Here is an 18,649-nt window from a genome sequence, read left to right on the forward strand (position 1 = left end):
CAGGGGCATAACCGTAAACCCTACGCCATGAACATTCACATTATCGGAGGAGGTAACTTAGGTGTTGCCATCGCCTTAGGATTAGCCAATTATACAACCGGAAATCAACTTACGATTACCCGAAGAAACACGGCTCAAATTGCCCATTTAGCAGCAAATGGAATTACTGTCTCCGGCAATAACATTGAAAATATTGCGAATGCCGACATGGTACTGCTTACTATTAAGCCCTATCAAGTGGATACGGTTTTAAACGAGATTTTACCGCATATTTCCAACAAAATAATAGCTTCAGCTGTGAGTGGCGTATCGTTGGAAACCTTACATCAAAAAACAAAAGGAGCACATCCGATAGTTCGGATTATGCCTAATATAGCTGCACAATTTGCCGAAAGTGCGACTTGTATTTCCTTTTCAGAACAAAACAAAGTAGCCGGAGCACAAGTAGTAGCCCTTTTCAATCAACTGGGAACGGCTGTAGTAATTGAAGAAAAACTCATGGATGCTGCTACTGTTTTGGGAGCTTGCGGCACTGCTTATGCATTGCGTTACATTCGTGCTTCGATGCAAGCCGGTATTGAAATTGGGTTTGATGCACCAACCGCTTTGGCCATTGCCTCGCAAACCGTAAAGGGTGCTGCAAAAATGGCGTTGGACGAAAAAATTCATCCGGAACAATTAATAGACCGAGTAACCACGCCACAAGGTTGTACCATTGTAGGATTGAACGAAATGGAACATCAAGGCTTTAGTTCTGCGTTGATTCGTGGGATTAAAACGTCGTTGCAGAAAATAAAAGAATAGTAGTTTATAAAAAAAGTAGTTTTGAATTCAAAAAAAATAAAGATACTTCATCTCGATTCCAATCACCCGCTTTTATGGGAACAATTGGAGGCATTGGGTTTTGAAAACCACCAGGATTTTACGTCTTCAAAAGAAGCCATTGAAGCTAGAATTAGGGATTATCAAGGTATAGTGATTCGCAGTAGGTTTAAAATTGACAAAACATTTTTAGACAAAGCGACAAATTTGGAATTTATAGCTAGAGTAGGAGCCGGTCTGGAAAGCATCGATTGTGATTATGCTCTATCCAAAAACATTCATCTCCTTGCTGCACCGGAAGGCAATCGCAATGCGGTTGGCGAACATGCGTTAGGTATGTTACTTTCGCTGATGAACAAATTAAACCAAGCCAATCAATCCGTAAAAAGCGGCAACTGGCTTCGCGAAGGTCATCGCGGCTATGAACTGGAAGGAAAGACTGTTGGCATCATCGGTTACGGCAACATGGGCAAATCATTTGCCAAAAAACTGCGTGGTTTTGATGTGAACGTTTTGTGTTATGATATTTTACCTTTTGTTGGTGATCAAAATGCCAAACAAGTCTCGTTAGAGGAATTGCAATTAAAAGCGGATGTGCTTTCACTTCATACGCCTTGGACATCGGAAACGGATAAAATGGTTAATGAAGCATTTATCAATGCGTTTGCAAAACCGTTTTGGTTTCTCAATACCGCTCGCGGAAGGTCGGTGGTGACAGCTGATTTGGTAAGAGCACTACATTCCGGCAAAATTTTAGGAGCCGGATTAGATGTGTTGGAATATGAAAAACTTTCGTTCGAAAAATTATTTGAAGGCGAAAAACCGGAGGCATTTACTGCTTTATTAGCAGCAGAAAACGTTTTGCTTTCGCCTCATATAGCAGGATGGACGTTTGAAAGTCATGAGAAATTAGCTCAAGTTATTGTAGACAAAATCAAAGCCATCTTTTTTCCAACAGAAGAAACAGCTGAACTAAAACGAGTAACCGGAATTGGCGGAATCTTTTTTAAATCAAAAGATTCCAAAAAATTAGTAGAATGGTACGGTAAACATTTAGGTTTAAAAACTGATCAATACGGTTCTACTTTTTGGTGGAAAGACAACGAGGGCAACGATTGTTCCACCCAATGGTCGCCATTTGCTGCCGATACCACCTATTTTTCACCTTCAGAAAAACCATTCATGCAAAACTTTAGAGTAGCCGATTTAGAAGGGCTTTTAGTAAAATTAAAGGAAGAAGGTGTAACAATTGTGGGTGACATAGCGACATATGATTACGGTAAATTTGCTTGGATTCTTGATCCCGAAGGAAATAAAATTGAACTTTGGGAATCTAATGATAAAGCCTTTTTATAATTTTTTTCTATTTTTATAGCAACTAACTAACCAATTTATATAAAAAAATCATGGAAACATCAAAACCAAAAGAAGAGTGGAACACATCAAAACCAAAAGAGGAGTGGAACACACCAAGTTATCCAAAAACACAACCAGAAAATAAAAAAATTGTAGCAGGTGTTTTGGCTTTGCTATTGGGAGGTATTGGAATACATAAATTTGTTTTGGGATATACTCAAGAAGGGATTATTCAAATTATACTTTCGCTAGTTAGTTGTGGTATATTAGGAATAATTCCATTTATTGAAGGAATTATTTACTTAGTGAAGACAGATGAAGAGTTTTACCATACTTACCAAGTTAATAAAAGAGGTTGGTTTTAAAAAAAGAAAGTCCCCATATTTGGGGACTTCTTATTTATTCTTGACCAATTTCATTAAGTTCAATATAACTGTTTTTTGGATCCGACCCATATTCATTAGGGCCTTTATCTCCTTCAGTACAAGCTAATATCAAATTGTATATAGGTATTAAAATATACCAACCGCTTTTACCTACATCGTGCATTCTTCTAACTCCAACAGCTATAGACGGAATAAGTACAGCAAGGCTATAAATGGTGTTGATAAACATTGTTTCAAAATAGACGTCAATAAATAATAAAGAGTAAGAGATAATAACATTGAATAAAACAAACATCCAATATTCTTTTCTTCGTGCTCTACCGTTGAATTCGGCATACTTCTGTAGAACTTCTAAATAATACTTCATATAATATAGTTAATTTAATGGTTACTTACTAAAATTATCCTTTCTCCTTCTTCTCTAATTCCGCTTGGAATTCTTCCATAACAGGTTTGACGGTGCTTTCCGGAATATCAGCAATTCGGATATACATTAAGCCATCCACTGCATTATTAAAAAGAGGGTCCACATTAAAGGCGACTACACGTGCGTTTTGTTTGATGTATTTTTTAATCAATACCGGCAGACGTAAGTTACCCGGTTCCACTTCATCAATAATTTTGTCAAATTTATTTAAGTCGGCCTCTGTTTCGTTAAATACAAAATCCTTGTCAGCATCTTTCAGTTTCACTTTGTATTCTTTTTTAGGATGAATGTATTGTGCGATATACGGGTCGTAATAATGCGACTTCATAAATTCAATCATTAACGATTTTGAGAAGTCCGAAAATTGGTTGCTGATACTAACACCGCCTATCAAGTATTTATGTTCCGGATAACGAAGTGTAGTATGCACAATGCCTTTCCACAACAAAAATAAAGGCATTGGTTTTTGTTGGTATTCATTGACGATAAAAGCACGACCCATTTCAATGGATTTTGACATGAAGTCATATAATTCCGGTTCAAATCGGAACAATTCATGAAGGTAAAATCCATCTATTCCATATTTTTCATAAATCCGAGAACCCAACCCCATGCGGTAAGCACCGGCAATAACTTTAGCTTCATCGTCCCACAAAAACATGTGGTGGTAGTATTTGTCATATTGGTCTAAATCCAATGATTCATTGGTGCCTTCCCCAACGGCTCTAAAAGTAATTTCGCGTAAGCGTCCGATTTCATGTAAGATATTCGGAATTTTATCTGCGGTAATTAAATAGACATGATAGTTTTTACTTTGTAATAAACGATAATCGCCTTGTTTAATCATGCTTATTTCCTCCAGAATCTTGTCGTGATTGACAGGTTTTGCAATTTCTTTCGGACTTTTAGGCATTTTTAAACTTGGTGCTGTCAATAATTTATTTCCTTTTTCAAAGGCATTGGCCAACATATACGTTTTACGTCTTAAAAATTCGGAATACGATTCAATCGTTTCGTATTCATTTTGTTCCGCAACCGAAATGGGTTTCCCAATTCTAACTTTGATGACTCTGTTTTTCTGTGTTAGTAATTCCGAAGGCAGTTTTGCTGTTCGAAATGTGTCGTTAATTTTAGAAAGAAAATAAAACAAACGGCTGTTTTTGGCGTGAAAATAAATAGGAACAACAGGTACTTGGGCTTTTCGAATTACCTTAATAGCCCCTTCTTCCCAAGGTCTGTCCACCACCAGTTTGCCGTCTCTATAGGTTGAAACTTCCCCTGCAGGAAACATACCCAAAGGTTTGCCATCACTTAAATGACGTAGTGTTTCTTTGATTCCCAATACGCTTGATTTGGCATCCTTATGATTTTCAAATGGATTTACCGGCATAATGTATGGTTTCATCGGTTCGATGCGGTGCAATAAAAAGTTGGCAATGATTTTGAAATTGGGTTCTCTTTCCAACATTAATTTCAACAACAAAATCCCATCAATTCCGCCAAGGGGATGATTGGAGACCGTAATATAAGGTCCTTCTTTCGGAATTCGTTTCAGGTCTTCTTCAGGGATTTCGAATTTAATTTCAAATTCGTCTAATATACCGTTCAAGAAAGGAACATCAGAGAGATGTTTGTTGCGGTTGTAGATGTTGTTTAAGGTTGAAATTTTAAGTACTTTCATTAAAAGCCATCCTACAAACGTTCCTAACACGCCGTATTTGTCGGCATGAATTGCTTTTGCAACCTCCTTTGCGGTAACAAGCCCCATAGTTGTTATCTGTTTGTTTAATTTTTGAGCGAACCACAAATATAGTAATTCTGCGTCTATTCGATTAAAAAAAGTAAACAAAAGCAAAAGTTGTTAAACATTTATTATAATTGATTTGTAGTTGTTGCATTCCTGCTGAGAATAGTTAATTTTGAAAAACTTTTAACTTTTCTACATGAAGATTATATCTTATAATGTAAATGGAATTCGAGCTGCAATAGCAAAGGGTTTTTTGGACTGGTTGCAGCATGCAAATCCTGATGTAATTTGTTTACAAGAAATTAAAGCTACTGAAGATCAAATACCCACCGAGGCCATTACTAATGCAGGATATCCCTATCAATATTATTTTTCGGCCCAAAAGAAGGGATATAGCGGCGTTGCCATTTTGTCTAAAATAAAACCCAATTTAGTGGTTTTTGGCACAGGGATTGAGCACATGGATTTTGAAGGCAGGAATTTGCGAGCTGATTTTGATACCTTTTCTGTCATGAGTTTGTATTTACCTTCAGGAACGAATAGTGACCGATTGGGGCATAAGTTTACCTATATGGATGATTTTCAAATGTATGTTAACACCTTGAAACAAGCGATTCCCAATTTGATTATTTGTGGGGATTACAACATTTGTCACGAGGCAATAGATATTCATGACCCGATTAGAAATGCCACCGTTTCCGGATTTTTACCCGAAGAACGCCGATGGTTGGATGGATTTATGAAGAGTGGTTTTATTGACAGTTTCCGACTTTTTAATAAGGAACCCCATCATTACAGTTGGTGGAGTTATCGAGCCAATGCACGAAACAATAATAAAGGATGGCGGATTGATTACCATTTGGTAAGTGAACCCCTTCGTGACCGAATAAAAAGAGCTTATATTTTGCCGGAGGCCAAGCATTCTGATCATTGTCCGATTGGAATTGAGATAGAGTAGAGATGGGAATGGCAATAGCAATGACAATAAGAATGTCAATAACACAATTTATTTGTTGTGCAGAGCAACAGAAAAAACTTTAATATAGCAGTGGATTACTTAACCTCTAAATAGTTTAAAAAATGATTAAAAAAATCTCAGTAGTACTGATAATAGCGGCACTTTCAACCTCGTGTGTTTCAAAGAAAGTTTACAATGATTTAGAAAGTAAATATGCGGCTTTGAAAAAGGAACAACGCCAATTGGAGGATCAAAATGAAGAATTGACTGCGGCTAAAAACAAGTTGGATACCGATTTGAAAGCGAATCAAGAGGAATTGGCTCGTATAAAAGCAGAACGCGATAAGTTGCAAAATGATTATACAGCGGCATCAAACAATTTGAAAGCTTTGCAGACTTCCTATGCGGCTTTAGAAAAAAATTCAGATGAAGCATTACAAGCTAACATGAAAAAGAACAGAGAATTGTTGGCTCAGTTGGATGCCAAAGAAAAGGCGTTAGCAGCAGAACAAGACCGATTGAACAAATTGCAAGCAGATTTACAAGATCGTTCGCAACGTATTAATGAGTTAGAGAGCATGATTGCTTCCAAAGAAGAAAGCATGAAACGCTTGAAAGAAACGTTATCAAAAGCCTTGAACAGCTTTGAAGGAAAAGGGTTGACCGTATATCAAAAGAACGGAAAAGTATACGTGTCTATGGAGAACAAATTATTATTCCAAACCGGAAGTTGGGCTGTTGGTTCAGAAGGACGAAGAGCTGTTGTTGAGGTTGGAAAAGTTTTAGCTCAAAACTCGGACATTTCAGTATTGATTGAAGGACATACGGATAACGATAAAATTTTAGGAACACTTGGCGGTGGAATTGAAAACAACTGGGATTTGTCCACTAAAAGAGCTACGGCTATTGTAACTATTTTAGCAGAGAACAAAGAAATCAATAAAGAAAACTTAACTGCAGCCGGAAGAGGAGAATTTGCCCCAATTGCATCGAATGAAAATGCAGAAGGAAAAGCTAAAAACCGTCGAATTGAAATTATTTTGACACCTAAATTGGATGAAATTTCTAAAATGTTGAATGATTTATAAAAATAGGTTCTGAGTCGCTAAGGTGCTAAGTTACTAAGGTTTTTCAATCTTTGCTTAGCACCTTAGCACCTTAGTATCTTGGCACCTTAGTATCTTAGCACCTCAAAATGAATTACACCACCCTTTCCCACACCAACATAAAAATCAGTAAAATCTGTTTAGGAACGATGACTTTTGGCGAACAAAACTCCGAAAGTGAAGCTCATGAACAATTGGATTATGCTGTTTCCAGAGGCATTAATTTTATTGATACCGCCGAAATGTATCCCATTGCAGCTCGAGAAGCGACTTTGGGTAGCACCGAGCGTTATATAGGAACTTGGTTAAAGCACCGAGGCAAAAGAGATGATTTGGTCATTGCTACTAAAATAGCCGGACCCAATCGCGGAATGGGATATATTCGTCAACCTCTGGATTTTTCCGCTAAAAGCATTCGTGAAGCGGTTGATTTGAGTTTGAAAAATCTACAAACCGATTACATCGATTTGTATCAATTGCATTGGCCGGAACGGGTGATGAACATGTTTGGTCAGCGAGGTGTGTCAACTATTGACTCAAATTGGAAAGAAAATTTCTTTGACATTTTGACTGTTTTTGACGAATTAATCAAAGCAGGCAAAATCAAACATATTGGTGTATCTAATGAAGCACCTTGGGCTGTGATGAAGTTTATCAGTGAAAGCGAAAAACATCAATTGCCCAGAATTGCAAGCATTCAAAATCCTTATTCCTTATTAAACCGATTGTTTGAAGTGGGATTATCTGAAGTTTGTATGCGTGAACATGTTGGTTTGTTGGCCTATTCTCCTTTAGGATTTGGGGTGTTATCCGGCAAACATTTAGAAAAAACAGTTCCCAATTCCCGCATCGATCTGTTTCCACAATTCACAAGATATACCAACGCCAATGCAACAAAAGCGACCAAGCGTTATCAAGAATTGGCTCAAGACAACGGATTAACACTTACGCAAATGGCTTTGGCCTTTGTGCAACACCAATCTTTTGTAACGAGTACCATAGTTGGTGCCACAACATTAGAACAACTCAAAACCAATATTGATTCGCATCAAGTTGAACTTTCTGAGAAGATAATTAAAGAAATTAACAGTATACAAGAGTCAATACCCAATCCTGCTCCGTAGGATTTTCATAAACTAAAAAGGTGTTCCAAACGGAACACCTTTTTTTTAAAAAAGAATTTTTAGATTATTTGTTCATGGCTTTTTTAATCACTCCTACAATGGCCAATAAAACACCGCCTCCAACACCGCCTCCTGCAATACTGCTAAGAATTCCTTCTAAGTCCATACTGCCTGATGTTGTTGCAAAGCCCATCATTCCCAATAATTGTCCACCGAGTGCACCCCCTAGTATTCCTACTATAGAATTTCCAACTTTTCCTAACGAAAGATTTTTAAATAGTGATCCTGCTAAGTTTCCTCCAACTGCACCACTGGCTAATTGAATCAGCAACGGGATTAGATTTTCCATATATAACTATTTTTTTGGTTAATTAAGGCTAATTTACCAAAAAAAATGTTAAATAATAACTGAAATAGTAAATTGAAAAGCAACTTATTAACACTTCTATCAACCGAAATACATTAGTTTTTCATTAATTTAGTTCTGTGCCATTCCCCATTAGCCGTTTCAATACTTAAGAAATAAATACCACTCGTAAGGTTTTGAACCGATAGTGTAGTTTCAGTACCGGTAGTTGGATGGAAGGTTCCCACTATTTTTCCCGACGCATCATTCAACACAATTTGTTTGATGGCCGATAAGTTAGGGTTTTTAAGTGTCACCATTTCTTCAGCAGGATTAGGGTAAACAGAAAACCCTTCATTTACAAAATCGGCTGTTCCCAAAGAAGTGTCGTTAATCTTGTAGATAATGCCACCGGAAACTCCGGCCACATACAATTCACCGTTAACATCTTCACCAAAAGTCGCTAGGCCACCTGAAAAAGGTGCTGTCCAAGTAATAGTGCCACCCGAAGTGGGAATCCAGCCAATTCTATTGGCACAATAATCGGCAAAGAAATATTTATTTTGAAAATTAGGGTATAACAAACCGGTATAGGAATAACCTCCGGTGACGGAACAATAGCCTCCTCCATAGGGATAGGTGGCAATCGGGAATTTATAATTTGCTATGGGTCCGCAACCCACAGTACTGAAAACGGAATTGCCTTCATAGCATTTCCAACCATAATTCAGCCCGGCCTCAGTTGGCAATGCTTTGTTTATCTCTTCCACTGAATTTTGTCCCACATCAGCAATCCACAAGTCGCCCGTATTTCTATCGAAAGAAAATTTCCAAGGATTTCGCACCCCCACAGCCCAAATCTCATCAGCTCCGGGAGTAGCTCCGGCAAACGGATTTCCGGCAGGAATACTATAAGGAGTGCCATTATCGACATCAATTCGCAACATTTTTCCTAAAAGGGAATTGATGTTTTGTGCATAATTCTGTGGATCGCCACCACTACCGCCATCACCCATTCCGATGTATAAATAGCCATCAGGACCAAAAGCCAAGGAACCGCCATTATGATTGGAATAAGGTTGTGAAACAGTCAATAAAATCTGAGCACTTGCCGGATTGGCAATGTTAGCATCCGTAGTGTTCACGGAGTAACGTGCAATCACGGTTGCTCCATCACCCACTCGGGTATAGTTTACATAAAAATAGCCATTGGTGGCATAATTGGGATGAAAAGCTAAGCCTAACAAGCCACGTTCGCCACCTGCTAAAACAGTAGTTGAAGGTATGGTTAAAAAATTGGTAGCGTTAATGGTTCCGTTTGCATTCAAAATTCGAATCGCCCCGCCGCGTTGTACGACAAATAAGCGGGAATCACCGGCATTTACGATAGCTACCGGACTAGAAAATCCGGTTGCGAAGGATTGCAAAGCAATGGATTGCGAGAAAAGAGTGGAAGTAATACAAAATAAGGTAAAAAGTACTAATTTTTTCATAGCAGGTTGTTTTTGGATTACTGTAAAATTACAAAAAAAAAGTACACCTTCTTAATTAGAAACAAGTTAGCTATTGATTGGGTTAAAATTTAAATGATTAACGTCACTTTTTGTATACTTCGTTTTTGAGTAATAGTATTCGTTTGTAGTAGTTTTTTTATCTCTAATAGCAAATAACATCAAAAAAACCGCCCCAAATTTCTTCAAGGCGGTTCAACCACAATCCAACTAAAATTAGTTCACCACTACATAGCCTTTTGCTTTGGCATAACTGTGAATAGACGTTGCCATCGCATTGCCCAAATCGTCTTGTGTTTTAGTGTTCTTCGATTCGTTGTCAATATATTCTTGACGTTTCTTAGCCAACTCCGCCATTTCTTTTTGAATGGTTTCTCGTTCTTTGGTTTTCTGCGTGATAATCGTTTTAATTTCTTCTTTCGATTTGTTCTTTAGTTCCGCCGGAAGTTCTTCTTCTTTCAAATTGTCTAAGGCTTTGGCATCGGTTTTAGCTTTATCCACCAAATCCCAACTGTCGTTTTTATATACTGCTTTCGATTTACTCACAGAACGTTCGGCCAAATTGGCTCCAGAGATCGATTGAGCATTGGCATCCTGCACTTCTTGGCTTCTTTTTTTCTCCATTCCTTTTGTACCATACCCAATATAAGTCGTATTCAACCGCACATTGCATTGCGAAATTTGATCATCATACGGCGTCACGATGTAGCGAACTTTGGCGTTGTAATCAATGTTAAAGTATTTTCCTTTGCCCACATCGGCACCGTCTTTCCAAAAGGTCGAAATCCCTTCGGCAGCATTTCCACAGAAAATTGTGTTGATAAATATGTCTTTTTTCAACGCATCGGCAATGGCTTCTTTGTAGTTTATACTTCCTTGATTGAAGGGTTCGTTACCGGCAATATAGACGAGTTTCATACTTTTTTGATGGTCGTCCCAAGTTAATTTATCAACGGATTCTTTGATTACAGCTCCGCAATATTCATAGCCACCATTGGTTCGCAACGCAAACAACTGTTCCGAAATCAAATCTAAATCGGTGCTCAACGGCGTAATTTGTCGGATGTAATTCGATTGTTCGCTCAATCCGCTATTGCCATATTCATACAGCGAGATTTGAATTTCAGGACTTTTTCCTTCGTACTTCAACGTGGTCAAGGTGTTCACAATGTTCCAAAGGCGTGATTTGGCTTGTTCAATCAAACCATTCATACTGCTTGACGTGTCTAACAATAAGGCTACTTGAATTTTGGTGTCGGCTGTCGCTACAACTGTTTGTTCTGGTTGCGGATTGATAGCTAACGTTTCGTTTTTCTTCTCACAATTGCTAAAGAGCATGCAGGAAGACAATAAGGCGATGGATAAAACTAAATTTTTCATAGTGTTGGATTTAAAAGTTGTAATTACAATTATTTTTGAAGGTTTTTGATGTCGTTTTCTATCGAAAGAATCATCAAACAAGTGGCAGTACAAAAGGAAGGACTTGTGATGCAGTGATGACCGTTCCAGCTCCCGTCTGCATTTTGAATTTGCATCATGCGGCCGCCGATGTTGTCATACCATTTTTTCCAGTCGTCGTCGTGATTGACCACCATCGATTCGCCGGTTTGAAGGAAGCTTAGGAATTCTTCCCCGCCGTTGTTGCCAAATCCGGATAATACATCGTCCTTCATCGCGGTTACTTTAGCAGAATTATAAACTTTATTTGCCACATCATACGACTTTGCTTTTTCTTTAGAATAACCCAATCGCTCTAAATTTTGCTCGTTCAAAACGGCATCGCGTTCAATTTTGCCTTCGGCTTTGGCTTTTTTAAATAATTGGTTGACTTCTTTGGCTTCTTCGGCACTGTTGCGAACGGAGCTGCTCACGGCATACAGCATAATTCCGGCTCCGTCTTCGGTTTTGGCTGACTGACTTTCGGGATTGTAATTGCTTTTTTGATATTCTCTGGCTTGTTGAATTTTGTCTTTATCGACTTTGATGCCTTCATTTTTAGCAGCCATTTCTAAACTGGAATTCGCAAAAGACGACTGTAAAACACCCGCCCAACCGGAGCTTCCGACTTTACCGGAATCGCCCATCGATTTTTCAATTTTATCGACACAAACCTGAATACCGTCTTTCACTCTTGCTTTAATGGACGCATTTTGTAAAGTAGGCAACAATTGGTTGAAGAATTGCAACGTGAGAATGGCATCAATGTGTTCGCCCAGTTTTCCTTGAATTTGCGTTCCACGAATTTGTGTGATGTAAGGAGAATTTTGGTTCTTTTCGATTTCATTTAATAAAAATAAAACTGATTTTTTAAGGGTTTCTTTGTGCTCGCCTTTTTCCATTGAATGGCCGCAACGGTACAATGCCATAGCTGACATTGCCGTTGTAGCAGGATCGGAAGAAACGGCGTGCGGATTTCTTTCGGATTGCTTGTTTCGAGAACCGGCTCCCCAACCCCCATCGGAGTTTTGGGCTTCAATGAGCCATAATTCACCTTTGGAAATGGTTTCGATGAATTTGGAATTCGTTTTTACTGTTGATGAACCTTCAATTGGTTGTTCGCCCATTAAGGACATAAATACACAGGGTTTTTCTTCGTCTTCCACAATTTCTCGTTGAGCGATTTCTTTTTTTGGAAGAAGTTCTTTCGTTGGTGCTGAATCATTTCCCAACAAATAAATAAACGGAACACAACTTACTAAAGCGGATATTCCAAGGATGATTTTTGATTTCATATGGTATTGATTTTGATTATTACTTATTATTTTGCCGCTGATTCGCTGATTTATTTTTTAACCACATAGGGGCATGTTTTTTATAGATTTTAGAGGCGTTTCACTTTACATTAGAAAAGGATAGCTATGTGAACCCAAGCATTGGGCTATATTTTCCTTTTTGCCTATGGTCTCTATGTGGTTAAGTGGCATTTATTATAAAAAAACTGCGAATCAGTGGCTTGTTACATCATCAGTAAAAAATGATTTTGCGTTTATTTTTTGATAAAATTACTTTTCATACTAATTCAACTTTGGGCGACTTGGTGAAACCCATTTTTGACTTGGTGAAATCGTTTTTTAAACCCGATTTTATTTTCGTACTTTACACTATAATATAAATGAGATGTATAATCAACTGAAAATACTACTGTTTACGTTGCTTTTCCCTTTGATGATGGTGGCTCAAGACAGCACTAAAACCAAATCAGGGAAAACTTCTGTGAGTAAAAAGGCAATAGAACTGACGGAAACTTTGTCTGAAAGCAATCCTACTGCCACAGCAGATAAATATGTGGAGTTGGCTACCGAATTGGATAAAAAAGGCGATTATACGAAAGCTGAAGATTATTTGAAAAGAGCTTTACCTCTTTATCAAAAGCAAAAAAATAAAGATAAAATAGCATCGACTACGCGATTGCTTGCACAAATTCAAGAGAAGCAAAAAAAGTTCAATCAAGCCATTTTGAACTATCAATCGGCCAGTGAAGATGCGATGGATAAGAGTGCTTCAAGAATTAACTCAAACGATGCAAGTCGCCTTCAAAATACGAGTCCGAAAGCCCAAGCCGAATACTTGGATTCCAACATCAAAATTTTAGAGAAAGAAGGAAAAAAAGAGGAAGCTGTAGCAGTGTACAAACAAAAAGCGGAGGTAGATTTAAAGTCAGATAACAAAGGCATGGCGATTGAAAGTTACGAAAAAGCCATTGCTGTTTCCAAAGACAAACCGGAAGAAGTGTTGAAATTGAAAAGCGAGATTTCGAAAGTCTATGCTTCGGAAAACAACTTGGATAAGGCGATTGAAATTACGAAAAACACCATTTCGGATGCGGAGAAATTAGGAAGTGTTTCGCAACAAATTGAGCAACAGCAAACGTTGGCGGGTTTGTATTTTAAAAATGAAAACCAAGATGATGCCATCGTTTTGTTAGAAGAAACCTATGATTTGGCTTTAAAAAACGGACGCACTTTTGATGCAAAGAAAGCGATGTTGGCACTTTCGGATTATTATAGAGCACAAGGCAATCAAACGAAAGCAATTGAATTATACGACAAATTTTTGAATGATTTTGATCGGATGGTGCAAGCGGATAGTTCGTTGGTGGATTCGAAGATTTTTCAAGTTACTGAAGAAAAAATCAAGCAATTGGAGAAAGAACGTGCGTTGAAAGATGAATTGATTACGAAGAAAAATAAGTTCAATTATGTGTTGATTGGTTCGGTGATTTTGATGTTGATTTTATTGGGATTGATTGCGAAAGCATTGTTTTCCATCAAAACCAAGAACAAAAAAATTGCATTGCAATCGTTGCGAAGGGAAATGAATCCGCATTTTATTTTTAATAGTTTGAATAGTGTGAACCAATTTATTGCTCAAAATAATGAGTTGGAAGCCAATAAATATTTGACTTCGTATTCCAATTTAATGCGGAATATGATGGAAACATCGAATAAAGATTTTATTTCGTTGTCCAATGAATTAGAGCAAATTAAGAAGTATTTGGATTTGGAACATTTGCGTTTTCAAGACAAATTTGAGTATGAAATTGTGGTGGATGAGAAGTTAGATTCGGATGCCATTTTGGTTCCGAATATGTTGATTCAGCCGCATTTGGAGAACGCCATTTGGCACGGTTTGCGTTACAGAGAAACCATAGGAAAATTGAAAGTGACTTTTGCGGAAGAAAATCAATTGATCAAAGTTTCGATTGAAGATGACGGAATTGGCGTAGAAAAAAGCAGGGAATTGAAAACACAAAACCAAAAAGTGCACGAATCCAGAGGATTAAACAATGTGGAAGAACGGATTAATTTGTTGAACGATTTGTATCATCAACAGATTTCGTATACCATTTCGTCGGGAACAGATGGCAACGGAACATTAGTCACGCTTTATTTTTCTAAAACCACCAAAGTTGTATGAACGATTTTCAAAAAATAAAAAGTGTCATTGTTGAAGATGAGTCGGCTGCTCGCGAAGCGTTGAAAAATTATTTGGCAAAATATTGTCCGCAAATCGAGATCATTGGCGAAGCACAAAACAGTCGGGAAGCGATTCCGTTGTTGCACGAACTACAACCGCAATTGGTTTTTTTGGATGTAGAAATGCCGTTTGGTAATGCGTTTGATGTGTTAGAAGGATGTAAGGATTTGCATTTTGAAACCATTTTTGTCACTGCTTTTTCGGAATATTCGTTGAAAGCGTTGAACCAAAGTGCAGCGTATTATTTGTTGAAACCCATCAGCATTGAAGAATTGATTTTGGCGGTTAACAAAGTGCAACAACAATTGATGAAGCAGGAATTGTTTAATCGAAATCAAATCATCGTACAAAATTTCCGCGAACCCAAAATCGAGAAGCAACAAGTCATTTTACCCACGTTAGAAGGTTTTGAAGTAGTTAAAATGGAAGAAATCGTCCGTTTGCGAGGCAATGGCAACTTCACCGATATTCATTTGGCCGATGGAACCAAAAAAATGGTCTGTCGTTTTTTGAAACACTTTGATGAAATGTTGGATTTTCCGTTTATGCGGGTGCACAAATCACATATTATTAATTTGAATTTTGTGAAATCGTACCACAAATCGTTGGGTGGTTATGTGATGCTTTTTGATGAAACGGAGATTGAGATTTCGGTGGGTTATAAAGAGGAGTTTTTGAGGAGGTTTAGGTGAGGTTTTTATATATGATCGAAGAAGTATTAATTTTAAAAGAATAAAAGAAAAGCTTTTAAACCATCAATATAGAACCAACTTTCATCAAATGTTATGATAAAACAGATGGAAGTGAAATTGAAGATTTAAAATTGATTACTAACATAAACAGCTAATAATTAAAAAAATGGATACTGTATATACGAAAACAAAACTTATTGCTCATCTTAATGCAATAAAACCTGTGGGATACACTCTTAATAGTGATTTGTTTTATGAAAAAGCAATTACAAATGCCATCATTTATATACGTTGTAGAGGTCAGGAACATTTCCCACATAGTTTTATTTTTAGTTCTATTTTGGTGAGGATTAGATTTACAAATGTCGAAAATATTTTTAATCAGGCATGTACAGCAACCAATAATACTGTATATCAAGCAGATGATGACGATCCTACCTTTAGCAAAGGGTTTTCTGGAAACGTAATAGGTCAAGCCAACTTTGATTCTTTATATGACAATGAAGTTTATGACGACCAATCATTTAATGTAGTTCGTCCACTTTTAGAACAAATGATCAATGCAGCCATACAATGGGCAAATCAAAATGATACACTACAAAATGCTTATAACAATGCCGAGTTGCTGTCTTTTGATGCACGATCAGATTTGTATTCTCAACCATTTCCTGCTAAATACATGATTGCTAAAAAATTAGTTGGAGCTTCGGATTATTCTAGTTATGCAACAACAGTAATTGCAAGTTACAACTCTAGAGGAGAAACAAATAAAGCAAACTTTTTACAGACCTTAAAAAACATATTAGATGCTTTATAATATCATAAAAACAATTTATAATAGAGAAGATTTGCAAGCTCACTTGGAGATTAAAGTTCAACTAGTTTATCTGAAATAGGAATTAATTTTTTATTCATAAATTTAAAAGTGATTTTAATAATTATAAAATCACGATTTTTGAAGATAGGTTTAGTAAAGAAGTTTATCCTAAAATGTTATAACTTTTGATCAATTTAAAATTTCTGTGAATTATAAGGAGGAGTTTTTGAGGAGGTTTAGGTGATTTTATTTGACTAAAATATTCTATAATTTATATATTTAATTATTCGGAAAATGAAAAAATTTTTAATCGTACTATTTTGTTCTACTTCTTCGCTGATGATGTCGCAAGAAATCATTTTTAATGAACCATTAAAATCTGAAATTGATTATTATCTCAGTAAAGAAAACATTGACGAGTTTAAAAATCATGAAAGAGCACTAATAATTGGCCAGCTTGACACAGATGAAAAAGGCACAAAATATTATATTTCAAATAGAATAGAATACTATCAAAAAGCTAAGGTTAATTTTTTTCAAACCTACAATGGTATTTATGTTTTTATAATTTTTAAAAACTATAGGTTATCTGAGTTGTCTCAAGCCTTTTATGATGATTTGGCTAAAAAACACTTTCCTGAGGCAGTAAAACATTTAGAGGAAAACGGTATGTATCTAATACAAAGTGGTTATCATCCAAGAGAAATTTATATAACTATTAAGGACGGAGTGGTTACGGATAGAGAGGAATATTCGAGGTAATAGCAATATTCTAAGATTTATAAATACCATTATAGTAGTATATTTGTTCAAAAATAACTACTTTTGATTAATATAATGGTATTTTTATGCTACATTCCATCAACGTAAAAGAAGTCAAAATCCAAATCGGACAGCTTTGTAAGGCCAAAAGAAAGGAATTTAACCTTACCCGAGAACAGTTGGCAGATGCTTTGCAAATGTCGAGAGCTACCATTCAAAACATTGAAAGTGGCAAAAATGCTACGTTGGATAATTTGCTCAAAATAGCCAATCACTTTCATTTGTTGGAAACCATTTTTGAGGGTGTTCAGTCGTTACACAATTCTTCATCAGATCCACTTTCATTATACTAAGTATGGCAACAACTCCTTTGATAGCAGTAGATGTTTTTGGTATAGAAATAGGGAAATTGGGGTATGATGCCGACCAAAAGAAATGTTATTTTCAGTATAATGCTGATTTTTTGGCATCCGGAAATTTTACTAACTTATTTCCATTTGTTTTTAAACGCATTCAATCGGTCCAGGTTTTTACACAATTTGAAGGTGAAACGTTTCGGGGACTTCCACCGATGATTGCCGATTCGTTACCCGATGTTTTTGGAAATATTATTTTTCAAGAGTGGTTTTCAAGAAGAGCACCTAACAAAAAAATTTCTCCTTTAGAACAATTGACGTATGTTGCCAATCGAGGAATGGGAGCATTAGAATACCGCCCGGTTCAAAACTTGCCTGAATCTGCTGCTATTGATGTCAGCGAAATGGTGCAGGTACTTGAAAAAGTGTTGCAATTAAAAGAGGAAACTACTGCCCATGAATTAAATGAGTTAGCTCTGTTTAACATTTTCAAAATAGGAACGTCTGCAGGGGGAGCACGACCAAAAATTTTAATTTCTGAACACAAAAGAACGAGGCAAATTGTCGCAGGAGATAAACATTTTTCAGATGATTATTTTCATTATTTAGTCAAATTGCATCTGCCGGAACAAGCTCCGTATCATCAGGAAAAGGTGGAATATGCTTATTTTTTACTGGCTCTACAAGCAGGAATTGAGATGATGCCTTCTAAGCTGATTGATGACAAACATTTTGCAACGCTTCGTTATGACAGACAAAATGGCGAAAAACAACATGTGTTAACCGCTTCTGGGTTAACGGGTTGGGATTTTACAAAACCGGAATATTCCAGTTATGAAAACGTGTTTAAATTGGCAACTACTTTGCAAGTGCCACACAAAGATTTACATCAACTTTTTAAACGAATGGTTTTCAATTTGATTTTTCAAAATAGTGATGATCATTTAAAGAATCACAGTTTTATCTTTGATAAAGAAAAAAACAATTGGCATTTAGCTCCGGCTTACGATATCACGTATGCTTTAAATCCGTTGTTGAACTACACTTCTGTTTCAAGGGCGTTATCTATCAACAACAAGCGTCAAAATATCAATTTAAAAGATGTTTTAACAGTTGCAGAAGCGTACGCGATTAAAAATCCAAAAGGAATAATTGAAGAAATTGAACAAGTACTATTGCAATGGCAAATAATTGCAAAAGAATTAGAAATTCCGGAAAAAATCACAAATAGGATTGAGAATGACTTTATGAAGTTGAGCTGA

18 protein-coding genes and 1 pseudogene are annotated in these 18,649 nt (G+C 36.7%); 13 read left to right on the plus strand and 6 right to left on the minus strand.

Annotated features, from left to right (window positions below; genetic code table 11):
- Positions 1-27: 27 nt before the first annotated feature.
- The 4 genes and pseudogenes from proC (at position 28) to IEV15_RS03105 (ending at position 2,543) form a co-directional block, all read left to right on the plus strand.
- Entirely contained in the window at positions 28-804 is a 777-nt protein-coding gene (gene proC, locus IEV15_RS03095) for a pyrroline-5-carboxylate reductase (RefSeq protein WP_188361042.1), read from the plus strand.
- Between the two features lie 21 nt (positions 805-825).
- Positions 826-1,770, plus strand: a pseudogene (locus tag IEV15_RS03100) (2-hydroxyacid dehydrogenase); the annotation flags it as partial.
- A gap of 51 nt (positions 1,771-1,821) precedes the next feature.
- Positions 1,822-2,178 carry a VOC family protein gene (locus IEV15_RS14690; RefSeq protein ID WP_373282137.1) on the plus strand — a complete coding sequence of 119 codons (357 nt, stop codon included), beginning with the start codon at positions 1,822-1,824 and terminating at the stop codon, positions 2,176-2,178.
- 50 nt (positions 2,179-2,228) lie between these two features.
- Positions 2,229-2,543, plus strand: coding sequence for a TM2 domain-containing protein (locus IEV15_RS03105; RefSeq protein ID WP_188361044.1), 315 nt, complete (start codon positions 2,229-2,231; stop codon positions 2,541-2,543).
- Between the two features lie 34 nt (positions 2,544-2,577).
- Here IEV15_RS03105 and IEV15_RS03110 read toward each other — a convergent pair whose 3' ends face one another.
- Positions 2,578-2,931: a DUF805 domain-containing protein gene (locus tag IEV15_RS03110; RefSeq protein ID WP_188361045.1), complete on the minus strand. Its 354-nt coding sequence runs from the start codon at positions 2,929-2,931 to the stop codon at positions 2,578-2,580.
- Between the two features lie 34 nt (positions 2,932-2,965).
- Positions 2,966-4,759 carry a GNAT family N-acyltransferase gene (locus IEV15_RS03115; RefSeq protein ID WP_188361046.1) on the minus strand — a complete coding sequence of 598 codons (1,794 nt, stop codon included), beginning with the start codon at positions 4,757-4,759 and terminating at the stop codon, positions 2,966-2,968.
- 175 nt (positions 4,760-4,934) lie between these two features.
- Here IEV15_RS03115 and IEV15_RS03120 point away from each other — a divergent pair, with 175 nt between their 5' ends.
- From IEV15_RS03120 to IEV15_RS03130, 3 genes are all read left to right on the plus strand, one after another.
- Entirely contained in the window at positions 4,935-5,696 is a 762-nt protein-coding gene (locus tag IEV15_RS03120) for an exodeoxyribonuclease III (protein WP_188361047.1), read from the plus strand.
- Positions 5,697-5,818: 122 nt separating this feature from the next.
- Complete coding sequence (locus tag IEV15_RS03125; RefSeq protein ID WP_188361048.1) at positions 5,819-6,784, plus strand: OmpA/MotB family protein; 966 nt, start codon at positions 5,819-5,821, stop codon at positions 6,782-6,784.
- Positions 6,785-6,891: 107 nt separating this feature from the next.
- Complete coding sequence (locus tag IEV15_RS03130) at positions 6,892-7,926, plus strand: NADP(H)-dependent aldo-keto reductase (RefSeq protein ID WP_188361049.1); 1,035 nt, start codon at positions 6,892-6,894, stop codon at positions 7,924-7,926.
- A gap of 64 nt (positions 7,927-7,990) precedes the next feature.
- Here IEV15_RS03130 and IEV15_RS03135 read toward each other — a convergent pair whose 3' ends face one another.
- The 4 genes from IEV15_RS03135 to IEV15_RS03150 all read right to left on the minus strand — a co-directional run bounded on the left by IEV15_RS03135 (position 7,991) and on the right by IEV15_RS03150 (position 12,515).
- Positions 7,991-8,275 carry a hypothetical protein gene (locus IEV15_RS03135; RefSeq protein ID WP_188361050.1) on the minus strand — a complete coding sequence of 95 codons (285 nt, stop codon included), beginning with the start codon at positions 8,273-8,275 and terminating at the stop codon, positions 7,991-7,993.
- A gap of 113 nt (positions 8,276-8,388) precedes the next feature.
- Positions 8,389-9,765 carry a PQQ-dependent sugar dehydrogenase gene (locus tag IEV15_RS03140; protein ID WP_188361051.1) on the minus strand — a complete coding sequence of 459 codons (1,377 nt, stop codon included), beginning with the start codon at positions 9,763-9,765 and terminating at the stop codon, positions 8,389-8,391.
- Positions 9,766-9,999: 234 nt separating this feature from the next.
- The gene (locus IEV15_RS03145; protein WP_188361052.1) at positions 10,000-11,163 is read right to left on the minus strand and encodes a vWA domain-containing protein; all 1,164 of its coding nucleotides are present in this window, start codon (positions 11,161-11,163) and stop codon (positions 10,000-10,002) included.
- Between the two features lie 29 nt (positions 11,164-11,192).
- A complete protein-coding gene (locus tag IEV15_RS03150; RefSeq protein WP_188361053.1) occupies positions 11,193-12,515 on the minus strand; it encodes a hypothetical protein in 1,323 nt (440 codons plus the stop codon).
- Positions 12,516-12,900: 385 nt separating this feature from the next.
- Between IEV15_RS03150 and IEV15_RS03155 the strand changes: the two genes are divergently transcribed.
- The 6 genes from IEV15_RS03155 to IEV15_RS03180 all read left to right on the plus strand — a co-directional run bounded on the left by IEV15_RS03155 (position 12,901) and on the right by IEV15_RS03180 (position 18,649).
- Complete coding sequence (locus IEV15_RS03155) at positions 12,901-14,700, plus strand: tetratricopeptide repeat-containing sensor histidine kinase (protein WP_188361054.1); 1,800 nt, start codon at positions 12,901-12,903, stop codon at positions 14,698-14,700.
- Positions 14,697-15,452: a LytR/AlgR family response regulator transcription factor gene (locus IEV15_RS03160; RefSeq protein WP_188361055.1), complete on the plus strand. Its 756-nt coding sequence runs from the start codon at positions 14,697-14,699 to the stop codon at positions 15,450-15,452. Before IEV15_RS03155 ends, IEV15_RS03160 begins: the two co-directional genes overlap by 4 nt.
- A gap of 166 nt (positions 15,453-15,618) precedes the next feature.
- The gene (locus IEV15_RS03165; RefSeq protein WP_188361056.1) at positions 15,619-16,269 is read left to right on the plus strand and encodes a hypothetical protein; all 651 of its coding nucleotides are present in this window, start codon (positions 15,619-15,621) and stop codon (positions 16,267-16,269) included.
- 294 nt (positions 16,270-16,563) lie between these two features.
- Positions 16,564-17,031, plus strand: a complete 468-nt coding sequence (locus IEV15_RS03170) for a hypothetical protein (protein WP_188361057.1) — start codon at positions 16,564-16,566, stop codon at positions 17,029-17,031.
- A gap of 86 nt (positions 17,032-17,117) precedes the next feature.
- Positions 17,118-17,384, plus strand: a complete 267-nt coding sequence (locus IEV15_RS03175) for a helix-turn-helix transcriptional regulator (protein ID WP_188361058.1) — start codon at positions 17,118-17,120, stop codon at positions 17,382-17,384.
- Between the two features lie 2 nt (positions 17,385-17,386).
- Complete coding sequence (locus IEV15_RS03180) at positions 17,387-18,649, plus strand: type II toxin-antitoxin system HipA family toxin (protein WP_188361059.1); 1,263 nt, start codon at positions 17,387-17,389, stop codon at positions 18,647-18,649.

It is taken from the genome of Flavobacterium orientale, from assembly GCF_014638005.1.
Classification (GTDB): Bacteria; Bacteroidota; Bacteroidia; order Flavobacteriales; family Flavobacteriaceae; genus Flavobacterium; species Flavobacterium orientale.

What these genes read in the sequence shown, in the direction of transcription:
- IEV15_RS03155 (WP_188361054.1), top strand. Translation starts at nt 12,901, where the DNA reads ATGTATAATCAACTGAAAATACTACTGTTTACGTTGCTTTTCCCTTTG.
- IEV15_RS03165 (WP_188361056.1), top strand. Translation starts at nt 15,619, where the DNA reads ATGGATACTGTATATACGAAAACAAAACTTATTGCTCATCTTAATGCA.
- IEV15_RS03140 (WP_188361051.1), bottom strand. Translation starts at nt 9,765, where the DNA reads ATGAAAAAATTAGTACTTTTTACCTTATTTTGTATTACTTCCACTCTT.
- IEV15_RS03150 (WP_188361053.1), bottom strand. Translation starts at nt 12,515, where the DNA reads ATGAAATCAAAAATCATCCTTGGAATATCCGCTTTAGTAAGTTGTGTT.
- proC (WP_188361042.1), top strand. Translation starts at nt 28, where the DNA reads ATGAACATTCACATTATCGGAGGAGGTAACTTAGGTGTTGCCATCGCC.
- IEV15_RS03120 (WP_188361047.1), top strand. Translation starts at nt 4,935, where the DNA reads ATGAAGATTATATCTTATAATGTAAATGGAATTCGAGCTGCAATAGCA.
- IEV15_RS03170 (WP_188361057.1), top strand. Translation starts at nt 16,564, where the DNA reads ATGAAAAAATTTTTAATCGTACTATTTTGTTCTACTTCTTCGCTGATG.
- IEV15_RS03145 (WP_188361052.1), bottom strand. Translation starts at nt 11,163, where the DNA reads ATGAAAAATTTAGTTTTATCCATCGCCTTATTGTCTTCCTGCATGCTC.
- IEV15_RS03175 (WP_188361058.1), top strand. Translation starts at nt 17,118, where the DNA reads ATGCTACATTCCATCAACGTAAAAGAAGTCAAAATCCAAATCGGACAG.
- IEV15_RS03125 (WP_188361048.1), top strand. Translation starts at nt 5,819, where the DNA reads ATGATTAAAAAAATCTCAGTAGTACTGATAATAGCGGCACTTTCAACC.
- IEV15_RS03180 (WP_188361059.1), top strand. Translation starts at nt 17,387, where the DNA reads ATGGCAACAACTCCTTTGATAGCAGTAGATGTTTTTGGTATAGAAATA.
- IEV15_RS03110 (WP_188361045.1), bottom strand. Translation starts at nt 2,931, where the DNA reads ATGAAGTATTATTTAGAAGTTCTACAGAAGTATGCCGAATTCAACGGT.
- IEV15_RS03135 (WP_188361050.1), bottom strand. Translation starts at nt 8,275, where the DNA reads ATGGAAAATCTAATCCCGTTGCTGATTCAATTAGCCAGTGGTGCAGTT.
- IEV15_RS03115 (WP_188361046.1), bottom strand. Translation starts at nt 4,759, where the DNA reads ATGGGGCTTGTTACCGCAAAGGAGGTTGCAAAAGCAATTCATGCCGAC.
- IEV15_RS03105 (WP_188361044.1), top strand. Translation starts at nt 2,229, where the DNA reads ATGGAAACATCAAAACCAAAAGAAGAGTGGAACACATCAAAACCAAAA.
- IEV15_RS03160 (WP_188361055.1), top strand. Translation starts at nt 14,697, where the DNA reads ATGAACGATTTTCAAAAAATAAAAAGTGTCATTGTTGAAGATGAGTCG.
- IEV15_RS03130 (WP_188361049.1), top strand. Translation starts at nt 6,892, where the DNA reads ATGAATTACACCACCCTTTCCCACACCAACATAAAAATCAGTAAAATC.